Origin of the sequence: Bdellovibrio sp. HCB2-146 (genome assembly GCF_047345725.1) — a bacterium.
Classification (GTDB): domain Bacteria; phylum Bdellovibrionota; class Bdellovibrionia; order Bdellovibrionales; family Bdellovibrionaceae; genus Bdellovibrio.
Map to the genome: position 1 here is coordinate 829,899 of NZ_JBLEQP010000002.1, position 13,577 is coordinate 843,475.

General features: G+C 45.0%; 14 protein-coding genes. 8 read left to right on the forward strand and 6 right to left on the reverse strand.

The window, feature by feature from the left end:
* The first annotated feature begins 17 nt into the window (after positions 1-17).
* Positions 18-3,455, forward strand: coding sequence for a zinc-dependent metalloprotease (locus tag ACLWOR_RS14895; RefSeq protein WP_413941565.1), 3,438 nt, complete (start codon positions 18-20; stop codon positions 3,453-3,455).
* Between the two features lie 246 nt (positions 3,456-3,701).
* Positions 3,702-4,499 carry a murein L,D-transpeptidase catalytic domain family protein gene (locus ACLWOR_RS14900; protein ID WP_413941566.1) on the forward strand — a complete coding sequence of 266 codons (798 nt, stop codon included), beginning with the start codon at positions 3,702-3,704 and terminating at the stop codon, positions 4,497-4,499.
* A gap of 2 nt (positions 4,500-4,501) precedes the next feature.
* Here the strand turns inward: ACLWOR_RS14900 and ACLWOR_RS14905 are convergent, their stop codons facing one another.
* On the reverse strand, positions 4,502-5,080 hold the full coding sequence (locus tag ACLWOR_RS14905; protein WP_413941567.1) for a DNA-3-methyladenine glycosylase: 579 nt from the start codon (positions 5,078-5,080) through the stop codon (positions 4,502-4,504).
* Between the two features lie 99 nt (positions 5,081-5,179).
* Between ACLWOR_RS14905 and ACLWOR_RS14910 the strand changes: the two genes are divergently transcribed.
* Positions 5,180-5,728: a hypothetical protein gene (locus ACLWOR_RS14910; RefSeq protein ID WP_413941568.1), complete on the forward strand. Its 549-nt coding sequence runs from the start codon at positions 5,180-5,182 to the stop codon at positions 5,726-5,728.
* Here the strand turns inward: ACLWOR_RS14910 and ACLWOR_RS14915 are convergent.
* On the reverse strand, positions 5,725-6,198 hold the full coding sequence (locus ACLWOR_RS14915) for an ester cyclase (RefSeq protein WP_413941569.1): 474 nt from the start codon (positions 6,196-6,198) through the stop codon (positions 5,725-5,727). The genes ACLWOR_RS14910 and ACLWOR_RS14915 overlap by 4 nt on opposite strands.
* 114 nt (positions 6,199-6,312) lie before the next feature.
* Between ACLWOR_RS14915 and ACLWOR_RS14920 the strand changes: the two genes are divergently transcribed.
* Positions 6,313-6,597: a hypothetical protein gene (locus tag ACLWOR_RS14920; RefSeq protein WP_413941570.1), complete on the forward strand. Its 285-nt coding sequence runs from the start codon at positions 6,313-6,315 to the stop codon at positions 6,595-6,597.
* Between the two features lie 126 nt (positions 6,598-6,723).
* Complete coding sequence (locus ACLWOR_RS14925) at positions 6,724-7,224, forward strand: GlcG/HbpS family heme-binding protein (RefSeq protein ID WP_413941571.1); 501 nt, start codon at positions 6,724-6,726, stop codon at positions 7,222-7,224.
* Between the two features lie 11 nt (positions 7,225-7,235).
* On the opposite strand, the gene ACLWOR_RS14930 is transcribed toward ACLWOR_RS14925, so the two are convergent.
* A complete protein-coding gene (locus tag ACLWOR_RS14930) occupies positions 7,236-8,066 on the reverse strand; it encodes a S1 RNA-binding domain-containing protein (protein ID WP_413941572.1) in 831 nt (276 codons plus the stop codon).
* A 121-nt stretch (positions 8,067-8,187) separates the two neighbouring features.
* Here ACLWOR_RS14930 and hflX point away from each other — a divergent pair, with 121 nt between their 5' ends.
* The 3 genes from hflX (at position 8,188) to dbpA (ending at position 11,731) form a co-directional block, all read left to right on the forward strand.
* Positions 8,188-9,603 carry a GTPase HflX gene (gene hflX, locus ACLWOR_RS14935; protein ID WP_413941573.1) on the forward strand — a complete coding sequence of 472 codons (1,416 nt, stop codon included), beginning with the start codon at positions 8,188-8,190 and terminating at the stop codon, positions 9,601-9,603.
* Positions 9,604-9,704: 101 nt separating this feature from the next.
* Positions 9,705-10,253, forward strand: coding sequence for a hypothetical protein (locus ACLWOR_RS14940; protein ID WP_413941574.1), 549 nt, complete (start codon positions 9,705-9,707; stop codon positions 10,251-10,253).
* An 86-nt stretch (positions 10,254-10,339) separates the two neighbouring features.
* Complete coding sequence (gene dbpA, locus ACLWOR_RS14945) at positions 10,340-11,731, forward strand: ATP-dependent RNA helicase DbpA (RefSeq protein WP_413941575.1); 1,392 nt, start codon at positions 10,340-10,342, stop codon at positions 11,729-11,731.
* Positions 11,732-11,754: 23 nt separating this feature from the next.
* Here dbpA and ACLWOR_RS14950 read toward each other — a convergent pair whose 3' ends face one another.
* Genes ACLWOR_RS14950 through ACLWOR_RS14960 form a run of 3 tightly spaced genes read right to left on the reverse strand, consistent with a single transcriptional unit; the run spans position 11,755 to position 13,573 of the window.
* Complete coding sequence (locus ACLWOR_RS14950; RefSeq protein WP_413941576.1) at positions 11,755-12,333, reverse strand: SRPBCC family protein; 579 nt, start codon at positions 12,331-12,333, stop codon at positions 11,755-11,757.
* Positions 12,333-12,779, reverse strand: a complete 447-nt coding sequence (locus ACLWOR_RS14955) for an LEA type 2 family protein (RefSeq protein ID WP_413941577.1) — start codon at positions 12,777-12,779, stop codon at positions 12,333-12,335. Before ACLWOR_RS14955 ends, ACLWOR_RS14950 begins: the two co-directional genes overlap by 1 nt.
* A gap of 8 nt (positions 12,780-12,787) precedes the next feature.
* Positions 12,788-13,573, reverse strand: a complete 786-nt coding sequence (locus tag ACLWOR_RS14960) for a L,D-transpeptidase (protein ID WP_413941578.1) — start codon at positions 13,571-13,573, stop codon at positions 12,788-12,790.
* Positions 13,574-13,577 lie beyond the last annotated feature (4 nt).

Sequence of the window (13,577 nt, forward strand, 5' to 3'; positions counted from 1 at the left end):
CAAATAAGGAGAACCTTATGAAGGCAACTACTCGTCACCCGCTCGTTCCTGCCATCTTGCTTGTCGCATTCTCAAGCATGATGATCTCTTGTACGAAAGAGGTTCCTTATAAGTATGAATATAAGGAAAAGGTTCACGCGAAGTCGGAGCTCGACACAAATGCAGAATATATGTTCGTAGCGTCTTCGGACCTTACGAATCATGCAGACACAGATACGTCGGGTGCTTCTCCTTATTGGCAAGGTTCAGAAAAAATCGTAAAATTCCGTTTCACAGAAAAATCACTTCAAGCCGTTGAAGTTGACGACGAAACACGTCTTAAAGACAACGTTACGAACGACAAAATCGCGTTTGAAATTCCAATTTCTCACGTGGAATACCGTTGTGCGGAAGACCGTTATAAGAAATGTACAAATAAAGAAGAAGAAAACAACGAAATTACCTGGAGCAAGAAATCCCAATTCAAACCTGACTTTGAAGGTATGAAAACTGTGGGCGCTTCTTTGCTTCCGGTTGAGATGGACCAAGTTTTCGGGACATCTTGCTTTACTGAGACATCGTCACGCTTCTTGGGTTATGAGCTCAAAGATGATGCTTTGAACATCCAGGTAGAAAAGGTTTTCCAAGGCGATATGCAGTGCCTTGAGAAAAAAGGTGTTCAAATCTCTAAAATGGGTGATTTGACGTCGCAAATTATCTATCACTACTCATTTGCTAAATTGAATAAAATGGCTTCTCCTGGTTATAAAGCGGTGAACTATCCGAATTCGGATGAGAACCTTTTCGGTTTTTTCACGACAGAAACACGTAAATATGACGTCGCTTTCAACCGTCTTGAGAAAATGAAAACTCAATTGATGAACCGTTGGAACCCAGAACGTAAAGTGATTGAGTACTACCTCACTGATAACTTTGACAAACCTGAGTTCGCTGTTATTAAAAAAGCAACACAAACAGCTTTTGATCGCATCAATGCCGGTCTTGCTTCTGCGGGTGTTGACTTGCAACTTGTTCTTAAAGGTACAGGAAACAAATCTCCAGGCGATATTCGTAACAGCATGATCGTTTTGGTTGAAGACCCTGTTGCCGCCGGCCCACTTGGTTACGGCCCTTCTGTGGTAAATCCTCGCACGGGTGAAATCTTAAGTGCTCGTACAGCGATGTACTACGGCAACTTGTTGTCAGGTATTAAAATGACTTACGACGAAGTTGTTCGTGAAGTTCGTCGTGAAAAAGCCAATCTTAAAACTGGTAACAAACAAGCGAACCTTTCACTTTCTACTGAAGCGACGGGCATCACGGCTATTTCTAAAGAGATTCAAGAAAACGTGAAAGAAGGCGCGATTGCAGCGAAACGTATGCAAGCACGTTTAGCACAAGTTATGGCGAAAAACGCAACTCAAAAACGTTCTAAGCCATTGACAGTTTCTCAAAGCAAATCAAGCGCAGCTCAGTGGTCTGTTGAAGAAATGAAGAATTTGACGAGTAAACAGGTCAACCGCATGTTGATGCTTTCTGATAAGAAATCAATGGCGAAAGATCGTTTGTCGGCAATGTCGAAGTACTGTAATTACCCGTCTGAACTTTTCCCATTCAACCAAGCTGTTAAAAACGGTTTGCAAGGTGCATTGGGTAAAGAATTGAAGTTGTGGAAAGATTTGTCTGAGGACGAAAAGCAAAAAGCCATCGCTTTGATCGCTCCAGAAATTTGGGTACCAACATTGGTGCATGAACTTGGTCACAACTTGGGTCTTCGCCATAACTTTGGTGGTTCGGAAGATAAAGACAACTTCTACACAAAAGAAGAATTGCACAAAATGGGCGTCACACACAAAGTTCCTTACAGCTCTGTGATGGACTATGGTTATAGCGAATTGAACATCTTGCCAACACTTGGTAAGTATGACATCGCAGCCCTTCGTTTTGGTTATAAACGCGAAGTTGAATTGAAGGACAACAAGTTCTTGAAACTCAATGATAAAACAGTTGGTGAATTCCAGAAAGAAGCGAAAGCAACTGCGAACCCATTGGATATCAAAGATTACCAATACTGCTCGGATGAACATGTTGATGTGAACCCGAACTGTAAACGTTTCGACGAAGGAACTACTCCCCTTGAAATGGTGGCCTTTGCTGAAAAATCATATGAGGAAATGTATTCAGTTCGTAACTTCCGTAACGGACGTGAAAACTTCTCTGTCATGAGTGATGCTGCTTACGCTGAAGGTGTTCGCAAACGCTTTGGTTACATCCGTGCTTACATGGAACGCTACGAGCGCGTTGCCAACTTGATCCATGCTGGACCAGATGATGAAAACTGGGAAAAAATCCCTTGGATGAAAGAAGTTAAAGATGCGGCTCTTGCATCCGGACAGTTCTTCCTTAAAGTTTTAACTGTGCCAGATCTTCAATGTGCTATTGCGAAAGTCAGCAATCCACGTCAAATCGTGGAAGTTGGTGATATCAATCTCTTTAGCCAAGATGGTGCAAACTGTTTTGAAGTGGAGTTGAACCCTGAATACATCGTTGTTGCTCAAACGGGTAAAGCGTTTAACAACAGAAAGTCTTCGAATTCTGAAAACAACTATGCAGACCAAATCGACGTACGCGGTATGTACATCGATAAACTCGTGGCGATGGAAAATCTTTTCCAACGTCGCACAGGTAACTCTATCTTTGATAAGTACGAAGACAACTATATGGATACAGAGTTGCAGCCAGAGATTATGCAAACGATGCTTCAACTTTTAATGAATAAATTAACAGTTCGAGCTCCATTCGTTAATGCCGCTGGTGAGGAAGTTGGAACATTTGAAATTCGTCCAAGTGTGTTCAGCTCACCAAAAGAAAATGCAGCAGCTTTCCCTTCTCATTGGATCAATGCTCCTTTGAGTGAAGATGTCGCAAAAGCTATCGGTGTTCCGAATCGCAATGTTAGCTTCCAAGAAATGATGTTGAAAATTATTAAGGACAGCTTGACGACAACTCAAGGTCGCGCGGAAGACAGCACAGATTATATGGGCTTCTTCTCTGTGATCAAGACAAGCAAAGCTTATCAATTGGATCAAAACTTGGAAGGTATCTACCGTGATATCGGTAGCATTCGTTACATTGCAACTCGCGAAAATGCATTTGCAGGTATGGCGATGGATAACATCAATAAAGCAGAGCTTTTGGGCGTTTTGAGCAAAGAAGACTTTGAACAACTTGAAAAAGAAATCAAAGCGATCGAAGCCGCAAAAAAACAGGCATCGAAAGATGCAGCAGCTCTCAAAGAAGCGATGAAAGGCGGCGCACTTCAGGAAGCGGCGGCGGCGAATATTCCAAAGCTTTCGGATAAGTTCAGCGCCGACTACGAGCACTTAACTTCTCGTGATCTGTCTGAATTCAGACAAGGAATCATCAACGCCGATCAAAGCAGCTACTTGTTGACGATTCTTCCGGCTGCGAATTAATTCTGTCATTTTACACAAGTTCTCTCTCGAAGGCCCTGTTCCCAGCAGGGCCTTTTTTATTTTTTGAAATGCCCTCGCTTCTCCTCTGAAAATCCCCGCCCTAGATCTTAATTTCTCTCTGAAAAACCTCCGGCGAAGGTCCAAAATATTATGTTCAGGCAATAAAATTTCCGCAAAGCAAAACCTGTCAGCTAGCATCTGCCAAAGTACAAAAGCAAATATGTCACTCACAATCACGGAGGATTGATGACGAATTCGAACCAATCATTCTCAGTGGTACGTTTTGGAAAACAGGCCCTATTACTCACTTGCTTCCTCGCTTTCTCTGCATGCGGCGGTAACGATTACAGCAACGCCGAAAGACTCCCAGATGATCCATCTGATGAAAAAGTCGTAGATACCATCGACACTCCAAGCACAGAAACAGATGATACTCAAACTGACACGAGCCAACCTGTTGCTGAAGAGCCAGCAAATGAATCTGAGGTTTCAGCAAGCGCAAAAGCAGAGATCTTGAAACAATACGATCACCTGGATCCAAACCGCGTGGTGAAACAATCGGCATTGGAAAAGGCCGTTCTTTATTTCCACAACAACAAGTCAAAATTTAAGAATAGAAATTACATTTCTTTGATCGATTTCTCTAAACGTTCTACTCAAGCTCGTTTTTATATTATCGATATGAATTCAGGCGGTGTGTGGGCGATCCACGTTGCGCACGGAAAAGGATCTGATCCTGATCACGATGGTTACGCACAAAAGTTCAGCAACTCATCAGGTTCTAACGCCAGCTCATTGGGTTACTACCGCGCTGCTGAGACTTACACAGGTAAACATGGCTTGTCATTGCGCCTGGATGGATTGTCTTCTACAAACTCCAAGGCTCGCTCTCGCGCCGTTGTTATCCATGGAGCGGACTACGTGAAAGAAGCAAGTGTCATTCAAGGTCGTAGCTGGGGCTGCCCTGCCGTGACAATGAGTTACCGCACGAAAGTGATCAATGCCCTTAAAGGTGGCAGTTTGATTTACGCGTTCGCGAACTAGTTCTATTTTTTAGATACGAAAATATTGTCTTTCAGATAATAGCGAAGCGGCCACTGTGCCGCTTCGCCCGCATAATCGACACCGATTCGCGGCTTCTTGATCACCTGCTTTTCGGTGACAGAAAAGCCTTCATCACTTACATACAATTCAGAATTTTTCTTCCACAGACGAATACCATCTTGATCTTTGGTAATGTCATAGAACTTACAAAGTTTTCCTGGACCATTCGTGCGAATGTCTTTTTTGGAACTCGGCTTAGTGCCTGTGATAGGTTCAAGCCCACGAATAAGAACGGCTTCAGGATGTTCGTGCGTTCTTGTCACAACATTGAGGCAATAATACATTCCGTAAATCATGTACACGTAGGAATGCCCGCCATCTAAATACATGGATTTAGTCCGCGTCGTACGACGATCGCCAAAGGTATGAGCCGCGGGATCTTCGACTCCCAGGTAAGCCTCCACTTCAACAATTCGGGCTCTTTGTTCCTCATCCCTCGTGCGAATATGCAAAACCTTACCCAGGAGTTCCTGAGCGACGGTTTCTGTATCGCGAAAGTAAAAGTCTTGAGGAAGAATCATAGGTACTAAGTATAGCTTAGATCACGCCTTAAAATCAAAATCTTGCCATTCAATCTATCCGCTTTGAAGATAAAAGAACCCGCAAAACTGAGAGGTTCTATGAAGTTTGCTATCGCCGTCCTGGTCCTTTTTCTTGCTGCTTGTACTTCAACTCCAAAAAAAGAAACCACTTACACACCCCCAGCGACGCACGAAGAACCTGTCTCTAGCACTCCAAAAATTGATTACTATGCACTACAAGCCTACCTCAACATGGATCGCCCGCCAGAAGAGCTTGGTATCACCGAAAAAGCATTTAACACTTGTGATGCCGGCTTTGGCTATTCCCGTTCGCAAAACTGCCGCCAAGAATATTTTGTGCTATTGAATTTCCGTTTACTTTGCCGTGATACGGAAGGAACCATTTCAACTGTGCTCACTGACTCTGACGTCACACCACTTGCGGGTCGTAACGTAAAATGGAATTTGAAAGGCATTGAGGGTACAACCCAAACGGATGGCCTTGGTTACGGACAAATTCGCATCACGTCGCCTATTTCTCAGAAAAAACAACGCGTGCGAATAGCGGTCGGCGATCAGTTTTTGTATATGCGCGCCAATGAAATCACCAAAGTCATCACGCCGCTCCCTTGGTGCTCCCAATATTAGAACATCGTATTTGTATTGGCTGATTTTTCGGGAACATCTTGAACCACATCCCAATGTTCAACGATTTTCCCGTTCTCTACTCGGAAAATATCCACGATAGCGCGGCCGCGATCTTTTTCATCTTGTTTTGAATTCACATGCAAAACGACTAAATCACCTTCGCCAATAATGCGTTTAATTTCCGCGCGCGATTTAGGATGTTCTTTAAAGTGTCCCTCGAAATAGTTATAAAAGGCTTCAGGTCCATCGGGTACATAGGGGTTGTGTTGGATGTATTTAGAGCCTATGTATTTTTTAGCAGCCTCTGTGGGTTTATGACCATTAAAGGCCATCTCATAAAAATCGCGCACCAATTTCTTATTGGCCTCAACGGAGTTCTTACCCGACGCCGCTTCACTGACCGCCATAAACGCCAATGGCAAGGAGGGAATGAAAAATAAGGCCACCAAACTTAACAAAATCCGTTTCATATAAGTTCTCCCGACAGAAAGAGCTTACTGAAACTTCTACCTAGTTGGCAAACTGCAGCTTATCAAATCACCAGAAGAAGAGTATGTTCCGTCGCGAATAACGAAGGAGATCCTATGAAAAATGCAATTCTTGCTTCTGCTCTTTTACTTGTTTCTCAAGGTGCAATGGCCGATTCAGTTCGCGGTGTTGTGAAATCTTTTGAAAGACAAGAAGGCGTCACTTGCCAATACTCACGCTCTTCTGATTACTCATTTTGCTTAAACTACACTTGCCGTTACAAAAAATACTACACGTGCACAAACGAATCTGACAGCATGACTCTTGTATTGAAAATCAACAGCTTCCGCGTTCCTGGCGAAGCTCCAGTTGAAACTGTTCTTGAATCTGCAGCTCAGTAGTTCTATCGGATGGGGTCTTCGGGCCTCACCCCTGTCTTCTCGCACATGACAAGTCCCTCATTTGAGAGCTCATTGATCCTTTTCTAAACTTTTCCTCCATGCGAATTATTCAAGATTGAGGAGTTTATGAAAATACTGCTAGCTGCTTTTCTTATGCCCGTCACTTTGTGGGCATTAGGTCCCGAAAATCCAACCCCGATCACGGGTCCCACGACTGAACGCAATGTTTCGCTCGATATGGCTCTTGCTGCTGCACAAGCCGCTGTCGCTGATTGTACAGCGAAAGGCTATTTGGTTTCGGCAACTGTTGTTGATGCCTCGGGAGTTGTAAAAGCCACCGTGCGTGGTGACGGCGCTGCTCCCCATACGCCAAATGCCAGTCGTCGCAAAGCCTATACGTCGGCGTCGGGACGTAACTCCACATCTGCGATGTTGGCAACATCACAAAGCAATCCAGCGGCACAAAATCTGGGGGAAATTGATGAGTTCTTACTATTGGGAGGCGGTCTGCCTATTCGCTCAGGCACGGAGGTCATTGGTGCTATTGGTGTGAGTGGTGCTCCAGGGGGCCCCCTTGACGAGCAATGTGCGCAAGTAGGTCTCGACAAAATTAAAGAGTCCCTCTAGGGGACTCTTTATTATTTCACCAAACGAATGCCATCATCATGGACCGTGATGAGGCGTTTTTTATAAAGGCCACCTAAGGCCATTTTATATTTCTTTTTGCTGACACCAAACATATCGTAAATAATTTCAGCTGCGGCTTTGTCATTCAATGGCAGATAGCCGCCGTTATCGCGAAGAGCTTCTAAGATTTTTTCACCGATATCGTCAGATCCAGCGTGCCCCAGTTTTTGCAGACTGAGATCGATTTTTCCATCTTCACGAAGTTTTTTAATATACCCAACTGTGCGCGTTCCGATCTCGAGATTTTGAAAGATCTCGTTGGAATAGATCACGCCCCAGTGACGATTGTTGATGATAGCTTTAAAGCCGAGATCCGTGCGAGCTGCCACCAGAAGTTGAACTTCGTCGCCTTCTTTGTACTCACCTGGTTCTTTATCAATATTGCGCTCTAAACGCATCGAAGCCGAGAGTCTTCCGCTTTTGTCGACATAGGCATAGACCACAACAAAATGTCCCATGCGAAGACTACGAGTCTGCTCCGCAAATGGTAAGAAAAGGTCTTTGGGCAAACCCCAATCCAAAAATGCCCCGACATTTTCCACGGCTTTCACCATCAAATGAGCAAATTCACCGACTTTGATTTTTGGCTTTGCCGTTGTGGCAATCAGGCGGTCTTCCGAGTCGTAACAGATAAAAACATCGACCTCATCGCCCACCTCGCACTGATCTGGCATATCGCGAAGAGGAAGTAAAATTTCCCCGTCGTCTCCCCCATCCAGGAAGACGCCAAAGTCGGCATGTTTGAGAACGCGAAGTTTATTGAATTGGCCAATTTGAATCATGGGAACTTTTTGCCATAAAGCCCCCGGGATTACAAAGATAAAGCCCTAACAGGGGAAAATTCACACCTCTTGCCCCAAAAAAGCCTGACCACCCCTGGGCCTTATGGTAAAGCATTCCCCCATGGACGCTTTCAATACAAAACCTCAAAAAGCTCTCTTAGTCGGTATCCAACTCCCTAAAGTTTCGGATCAGGAATCGGAAAGCTCTCTGGCCGAACTCGCTCGCCTGGTCACCACACTTGGCTACGAAGTCATTGGACAAACTTCACAACGTCGTAATTCCGAGCGCACTCGCACGGTTTTAGGAGACGGAAAACTTCGCGACATTGCAGAGTGGACTGGTGGCACTGGCGTCGTGGGCCCCTTGGTCGTAAAGAAAAAACACAAGGCCGCTTTGCGCTTTGAAAAAAACCGTCCTGTGATGGAAGACGACGAAGATGAAATCGAAGAGGTCTTTGACGAAGACGAAACTGAAGTTTACGAGGCTTCTGGCACAAAACCCAAAGAACGTGCTGATATCGTGATCTTTGACTGTGATCTTTCACCTTCACAATTGCGCAATCTTGAAAGCGCCACAGGCGTTCCAGTTTTGGATCGCACCGGTGTAATCATTGAAATTTTCAGTCGCCATGCCCGCACTCGCGCGGCGAAGTTGCAGGTTGAAATCGCTCGTCTGACTTACGTTGCGCCTCGTTTGCGAGAAACTGGCGGCGGCGAAGATCGTGGCGGCGGCGGTATTGGTGGTAAAGGTTCGGGGGAAACCAGCATCGAACTTGATAAACGTAAAATCCGCGACCGCATCAAGGAACTCAAACAAGAGTTTGCGTCTATTGCTCAAGAACATGAAACGCGTCGTGCTCGTCGTGAGCAAGAAATCTCTGTTGCCCTTGTGGGTTACACCAATGCGGGAAAATCCTCATTGATGCGTGCTTTAACTGGCAGCGAAGTTTTGGTTGCCGATAAACTTTTTGCGACACTCGATACAACAGTGCGCCTTTTGTATCCTGAGTCAGTTCCTCGTATTTTGATTTCTGATACAGTTGGCTTTATTAAAAAACTTCCCCACGATCTAGTGGCATCATTTAAATCGACTCTGGACGAAGCAGCGAATGCTTCTTTGCTTCTTTACGTTGTCGATTCATCAGATCCAACTTTTAGATCTCAGCTAGAAGTCACAAAAAATGTTCTTGCCGAAGTGGGCGCGAGCAGCATTGAAAGCTTCTTAGTTCTTAACAAAGTCGATCGTTTATCGCCTGAAGATTTAGCAAGTCTTAAAGCTGAATATCCTGATGCCATCTTCCTTTCTGCGCATAATCCAGAAAATGTGGCAGATCTTCGCGCGCATTTAATCCGTCACTTTGAAACAGCGATGGTCGAGCGTGATATCTTTATCCCCTATGATGTTCAGGGGGCTATTGGTGAGATCCGCAACAAAATGAAAGTTCTTGCTGAAAATTACGATAACAATGGCTTGACGCTGAAAGTGCGCGGCCATGCTGATGATATCCAAAGAATTAAAACGCGTTTTGGCATTTAAGTCGCAGGGTGTTTTCTCGTTCTGAGAACACACCCTTCTCAATTTGCGACTCTTCTTAAAACCTCTGCGGTTTCCTCGGAAGTTCTTGCTAGCATAGAAATATGAAACCAAAGTACGTTTTGCTGGCTGTGTCTTCTATTCTCTTTTTATGCTATCAAAATTTCAGTCCTCTTTCTGAGGAAGATCGTCGCACGCTAGAAATGATGCAAGAAATGAAAGAGCTGCAAAAACATGAGCAGGGACCAAAGCTCGCCGCCCCTCGTGGGGGACGTGACCTCGCTTCCGTCGGCAGCAACTGGGCTGAACAGCAATCGAATCTTTGGTTGGATGGCGCAGATCAACGTTTTTTAGATTCCGTGAACGAGCGTATTGAGGGATGGTTTCGCTCTGATACTAACGCTGACACTGAAGAGTCCGAGCAAGAAGGCAAAAGCTTGCTGAGCGATTCAGAGGAGCCACAAAAATTCCGTTTTGCTCGCATCAACTCCATGGAATACAAGTGGGATCAGAGCACTCTTCTGACGTGCTCGGTGGAATCCGATGGTGCTCATATCGACTATTCTAAATCGTTCTCACAGAACGGCCATATCGGTATTGCTCACAAAAGCTCTGAAAACGAGACTCAGGTCCTCATAAAATACAATTGGTAGGCTATAGGAAATCCAAGGTCGCCCTTATTGAGTAGAATTCAAGGGGCCTTTCTGTTACAAAGAGCCCTTGTGAACCGAGGTCGCTCTTGAAAGATAACTCATTTTCCACTCTTCCCTTGTCCCCAGAACTCCTGACAGTTGTGCAGGAGCTTGGTTATGAGTCATTGACCCCCATTCAAGCGCAAAGCATTCCCCTGCTCTTGGCAGGTAAAGACCTGATTGGCCAATCCAAAACCGGCAGTGGTAAAACAGCAGCCTTTGCGCTGCCAATCTTAAATAAACTCCGTATCGACGATCACTATCTTCAAGCTTTGGTTCTGTGCCCGACACGTGAACTGGCTACTCAAGTCGTCGCTGAAATGCGTAAGCTGGGTCGCCGTCACGTGGGATTGCAAATTCTGGGGCTGACCGGTGGCACGACCGGCCGTGAGCAAGCCAAGTCCCTTGAAAAAGGCACCCAAATCGCAGTCGGCACTCCGGGGCGCGTTTTGGATATGATCAATCGCGAGCGCATTGATCTCACACAAATTGAAACTTTCATTTTAGATGAAGCAGATAAAATGCTCGACATGGGTTTTATCCAAGAAATTAAATCCATCATTAAAGCTCTTCCACAAAAAAGACAAACGGCTTTATTCTCTGCTACGTTCCCTGAAGAGATCCAAGATCTCAGTCGCCGTTATCAAAAAAATCCGGTGCGCGTGACCATTGAAGAAGCCGAAGGCTCCGAAGCGGCAATCGAACAATTTGCTTATGATTCAGCTCCAAATGAAAAGGTGAATACGCTGTTGCGAATCCTGCAACAACATATTGCCGATTCCGTCATTATTTTCTGTAACACCAAAGCCACTGTGAACCAAATTGAGCACGTGCTGAAACAACAAGGTGTCAGCTGTGCTTGCTTGCATGGTGATCTTGAGCAACGAGATCGTGATCGCGTGATGACGATGTTCCGTAATGGTAGCCACCGAATTTTGGTTGCAACGGACGTGGCGGCTCGTGGTTTAGATATCGACAGTCTTGAGCTCGTGGTGAATTTTGATTTGCCGTTGCAAGTCGACACTTACGTTCACCGTATTGGTCGCACAGGGCGCGCTGGTAAAACCGGAGTTGCGGTTTCAATCACGGATCAACGTGATACTTTACGTGTGATGGAGTTTGAGCAAGCCACAAAAGGTGTTGTGCAAAGACCAGCTCTTGGTTTTAAAAATCAATACGGCCTTGGCAAAGTCTTCCGCGAATCTCCGATGACGACTTTGGGTATTTCCGGTGGTCGTAAAGATAAAATCCGTCCAGGTGATATCTTAGGTGCATTGACCGGCGAAAAAGGTTTGCAGGGATCTTCGATTGGAAAAATTGAAGTACAGGACAAGTACTCGTATGTTGCAGTTCAATCGGAACTCGCAAACATGGCCTTTGAAAAATTACGTAACGGTCGTATCAAAGGCCAAAAATTTCAAATCAAAATCATGAAGTAAAACGGATCTAAGATCCGTTACTGTTACTTGGGACCGTCATCCAAATAAGATTTCAATTCTTGTAGGTGATAGCCCCAGCCCACTTTAAAATCATTTATTAACTTTGCACGCTTTCCTTCAGGAAGCTTATTCCATCCTGTGTGAACGACCGACAGCACACGATGTGATTTTTGATCTTCGATCTGGATCAAACATTCTGTGGAAGCTTCTTGCGGCCAATCTTTTTCTCTCCAAGTAAAACGAATCTCATTTTTTGCTTTGACCGCGAGGACCTTGCCTGTTGCCAATTGTGATGTGCCTCTGTCGTCTTCCCAAGCTTCGCGGAATTTGCCTCCGACCTTAGGCTCCAGGGTCACACCTTCACTCCACCACTCTTCAAGTTCGTCTTTATCAGTTAAGGCACTCCAAATTTCAGCGGATGTGGCATAAATTTTCACTGAAAGTTCGATGTCGCTGGATTTTTTATCTTTTGCCTTGGCTTCCTGAGGCTTCACTGTTGGCGCTTTGAGATCTTTCTTTTTAGGCGCTGATGCGACAGGGATTTTTGATGTCGGGATTTTCGAACTTGGGATTTTAGATTTAGATGCCTTCTTTTTTGCCACTAGCGCAACTCCACTTTGCCTTCTTTGGTGAACGGAATGCTGACAAAAGAAAGCTTCGCCGTTCCTTGAATCTTATAGGTGACTTCTTTATTGAACAGAACTTCCGCAATATTATTCAGAATATTTGCGTAACTAACTGGGAGCGGAATTTCAACAAGTTCGCTTTTATGGGCCGGGACGACGATCGGCTTTTCAGTTTTGGCGTCGGAGAGTTCTTTGCCGGAAACAAAAACTTTGTAGGCGATTTCTTTGACTTTGATTTCTTGATTATTTGGATTGTCGACGTTGACGACAAAAACCAAAGTCGTCCCCGAAGCGGTGGCATCCTTTGCATAAACGCTTTGCAGATCGACTTTGGGTTTTTCCAAATTCAACAAATTGCTCGCGCAACCTGCTGTGAAAAAAGCTGAAACTATTAAAATGGCTGCGTAAAGACGTGCGCGCATGAAATCCTTTACTCTTTAATATCCTGTATAATGACAATTGCACTATAGGCGGGACCTCGTCTATTAAAAAGAGAAACTGTGCGCGATGTCTTTACTTTCCCATTCTCATCTAACACAGGCGTGCCGTCATACGAAAACACCGGAATAGACGCTCCGCGAGTTCGCGCCACCTTATAGAATAAATCTTTAATCACCTCATGACGAATTCGAGTGCAACCGCCCGACGCACGTTTTCCTAAATTCTTTTGTCCTGACTTCGTCACCTGATGCAGAGCCAAACCGTTTTTGCGATCATAAAACATAGCGTACGGCATGGCAGCATCGAAAGTATCGGAACGATGATCTGCCACTAGCTGCTGTACGGGATAATAACCAGTTGCTGTGATCGAATAATAACTTTGCGATGGGCCGTCACAACTTGAAGATCGGCGTTTGAGTTCTAATTTTTCCCTCCCCGTTGAAACTGTATCTTGGGCAATTTGATAGCCGTCTTCAAAAACCGTGACTGTTTGCGCGCTCGGTCCCGTATCAGACTTATTGACGACAATGATATAGCGAAAATCCCGCAACCAAGGTCGCTCTGCGAGGGCTGATCTGATTTCAAATTTTTCAACAGGATAGCTTTGCGGTGTATTGGCCCATCCGCGTTCTTGCTCACGCGGCAGAATGGATTGTCGTTCACTCTCGGGATAATGACAACTGCGACGTTTACCAGGAAGCCAATCCCAGAAACCAGCTTGCGCCTGCGAAGTTACCAGAACGGAAATCAACAAACTCCCTACAATCCATTTCATAAAT

Bases quoted from the DNA above. Each gene is read 5' to 3' on its own strand.
- ACLWOR_RS14895 (WP_413941565.1), top strand. From the start codon at position 18: ATGAAGGCAACTACTCGTCACCCGCTCGTTCCTGCCATCTTGCTTGTC.
- ACLWOR_RS14900 (WP_413941566.1), top strand. From the start codon at position 3,702: ATGACGAATTCGAACCAATCATTCTCAGTGGTACGTTTTGGAAAACAG.
- ACLWOR_RS14905 (WP_413941567.1), bottom strand. From the start codon at position 5,080: ATGATTCTTCCTCAAGACTTTTACTTTCGCGATACAGAAACCGTCGCT.
- ACLWOR_RS14910 (WP_413941568.1), top strand. From the start codon at position 5,180: ATGAAGTTTGCTATCGCCGTCCTGGTCCTTTTTCTTGCTGCTTGTACT.
- ACLWOR_RS14915 (WP_413941569.1), bottom strand. From the start codon at position 6,198: ATGAAACGGATTTTGTTAAGTTTGGTGGCCTTATTTTTCATTCCCTCC.
- ACLWOR_RS14920 (WP_413941570.1), top strand. From the start codon at position 6,313: ATGAAAAATGCAATTCTTGCTTCTGCTCTTTTACTTGTTTCTCAAGGT.
- ACLWOR_RS14925 (WP_413941571.1), top strand. From the start codon at position 6,724: ATGAAAATACTGCTAGCTGCTTTTCTTATGCCCGTCACTTTGTGGGCA.
- ACLWOR_RS14930 (WP_413941572.1), bottom strand. From the start codon at position 8,066: ATGATTCAAATTGGCCAATTCAATAAACTTCGCGTTCTCAAACATGCC.
- hflX (WP_413941573.1), top strand. From the start codon at position 8,188: ATGGACGCTTTCAATACAAAACCTCAAAAAGCTCTCTTAGTCGGTATC.
- ACLWOR_RS14940 (WP_413941574.1), top strand. From the start codon at position 9,705: ATGAAACCAAAGTACGTTTTGCTGGCTGTGTCTTCTATTCTCTTTTTA.
- ACLWOR_RS14955 (WP_413941577.1), bottom strand. From the start codon at position 12,779: ATGCGCGCACGTCTTTACGCAGCCATTTTAATAGTTTCAGCTTTTTTC.
- ACLWOR_RS14960 (WP_413941578.1), bottom strand. From the start codon at position 13,573: ATGAAATGGATTGTAGGGAGTTTGTTGATTTCCGTTCTGGTAACTTCG.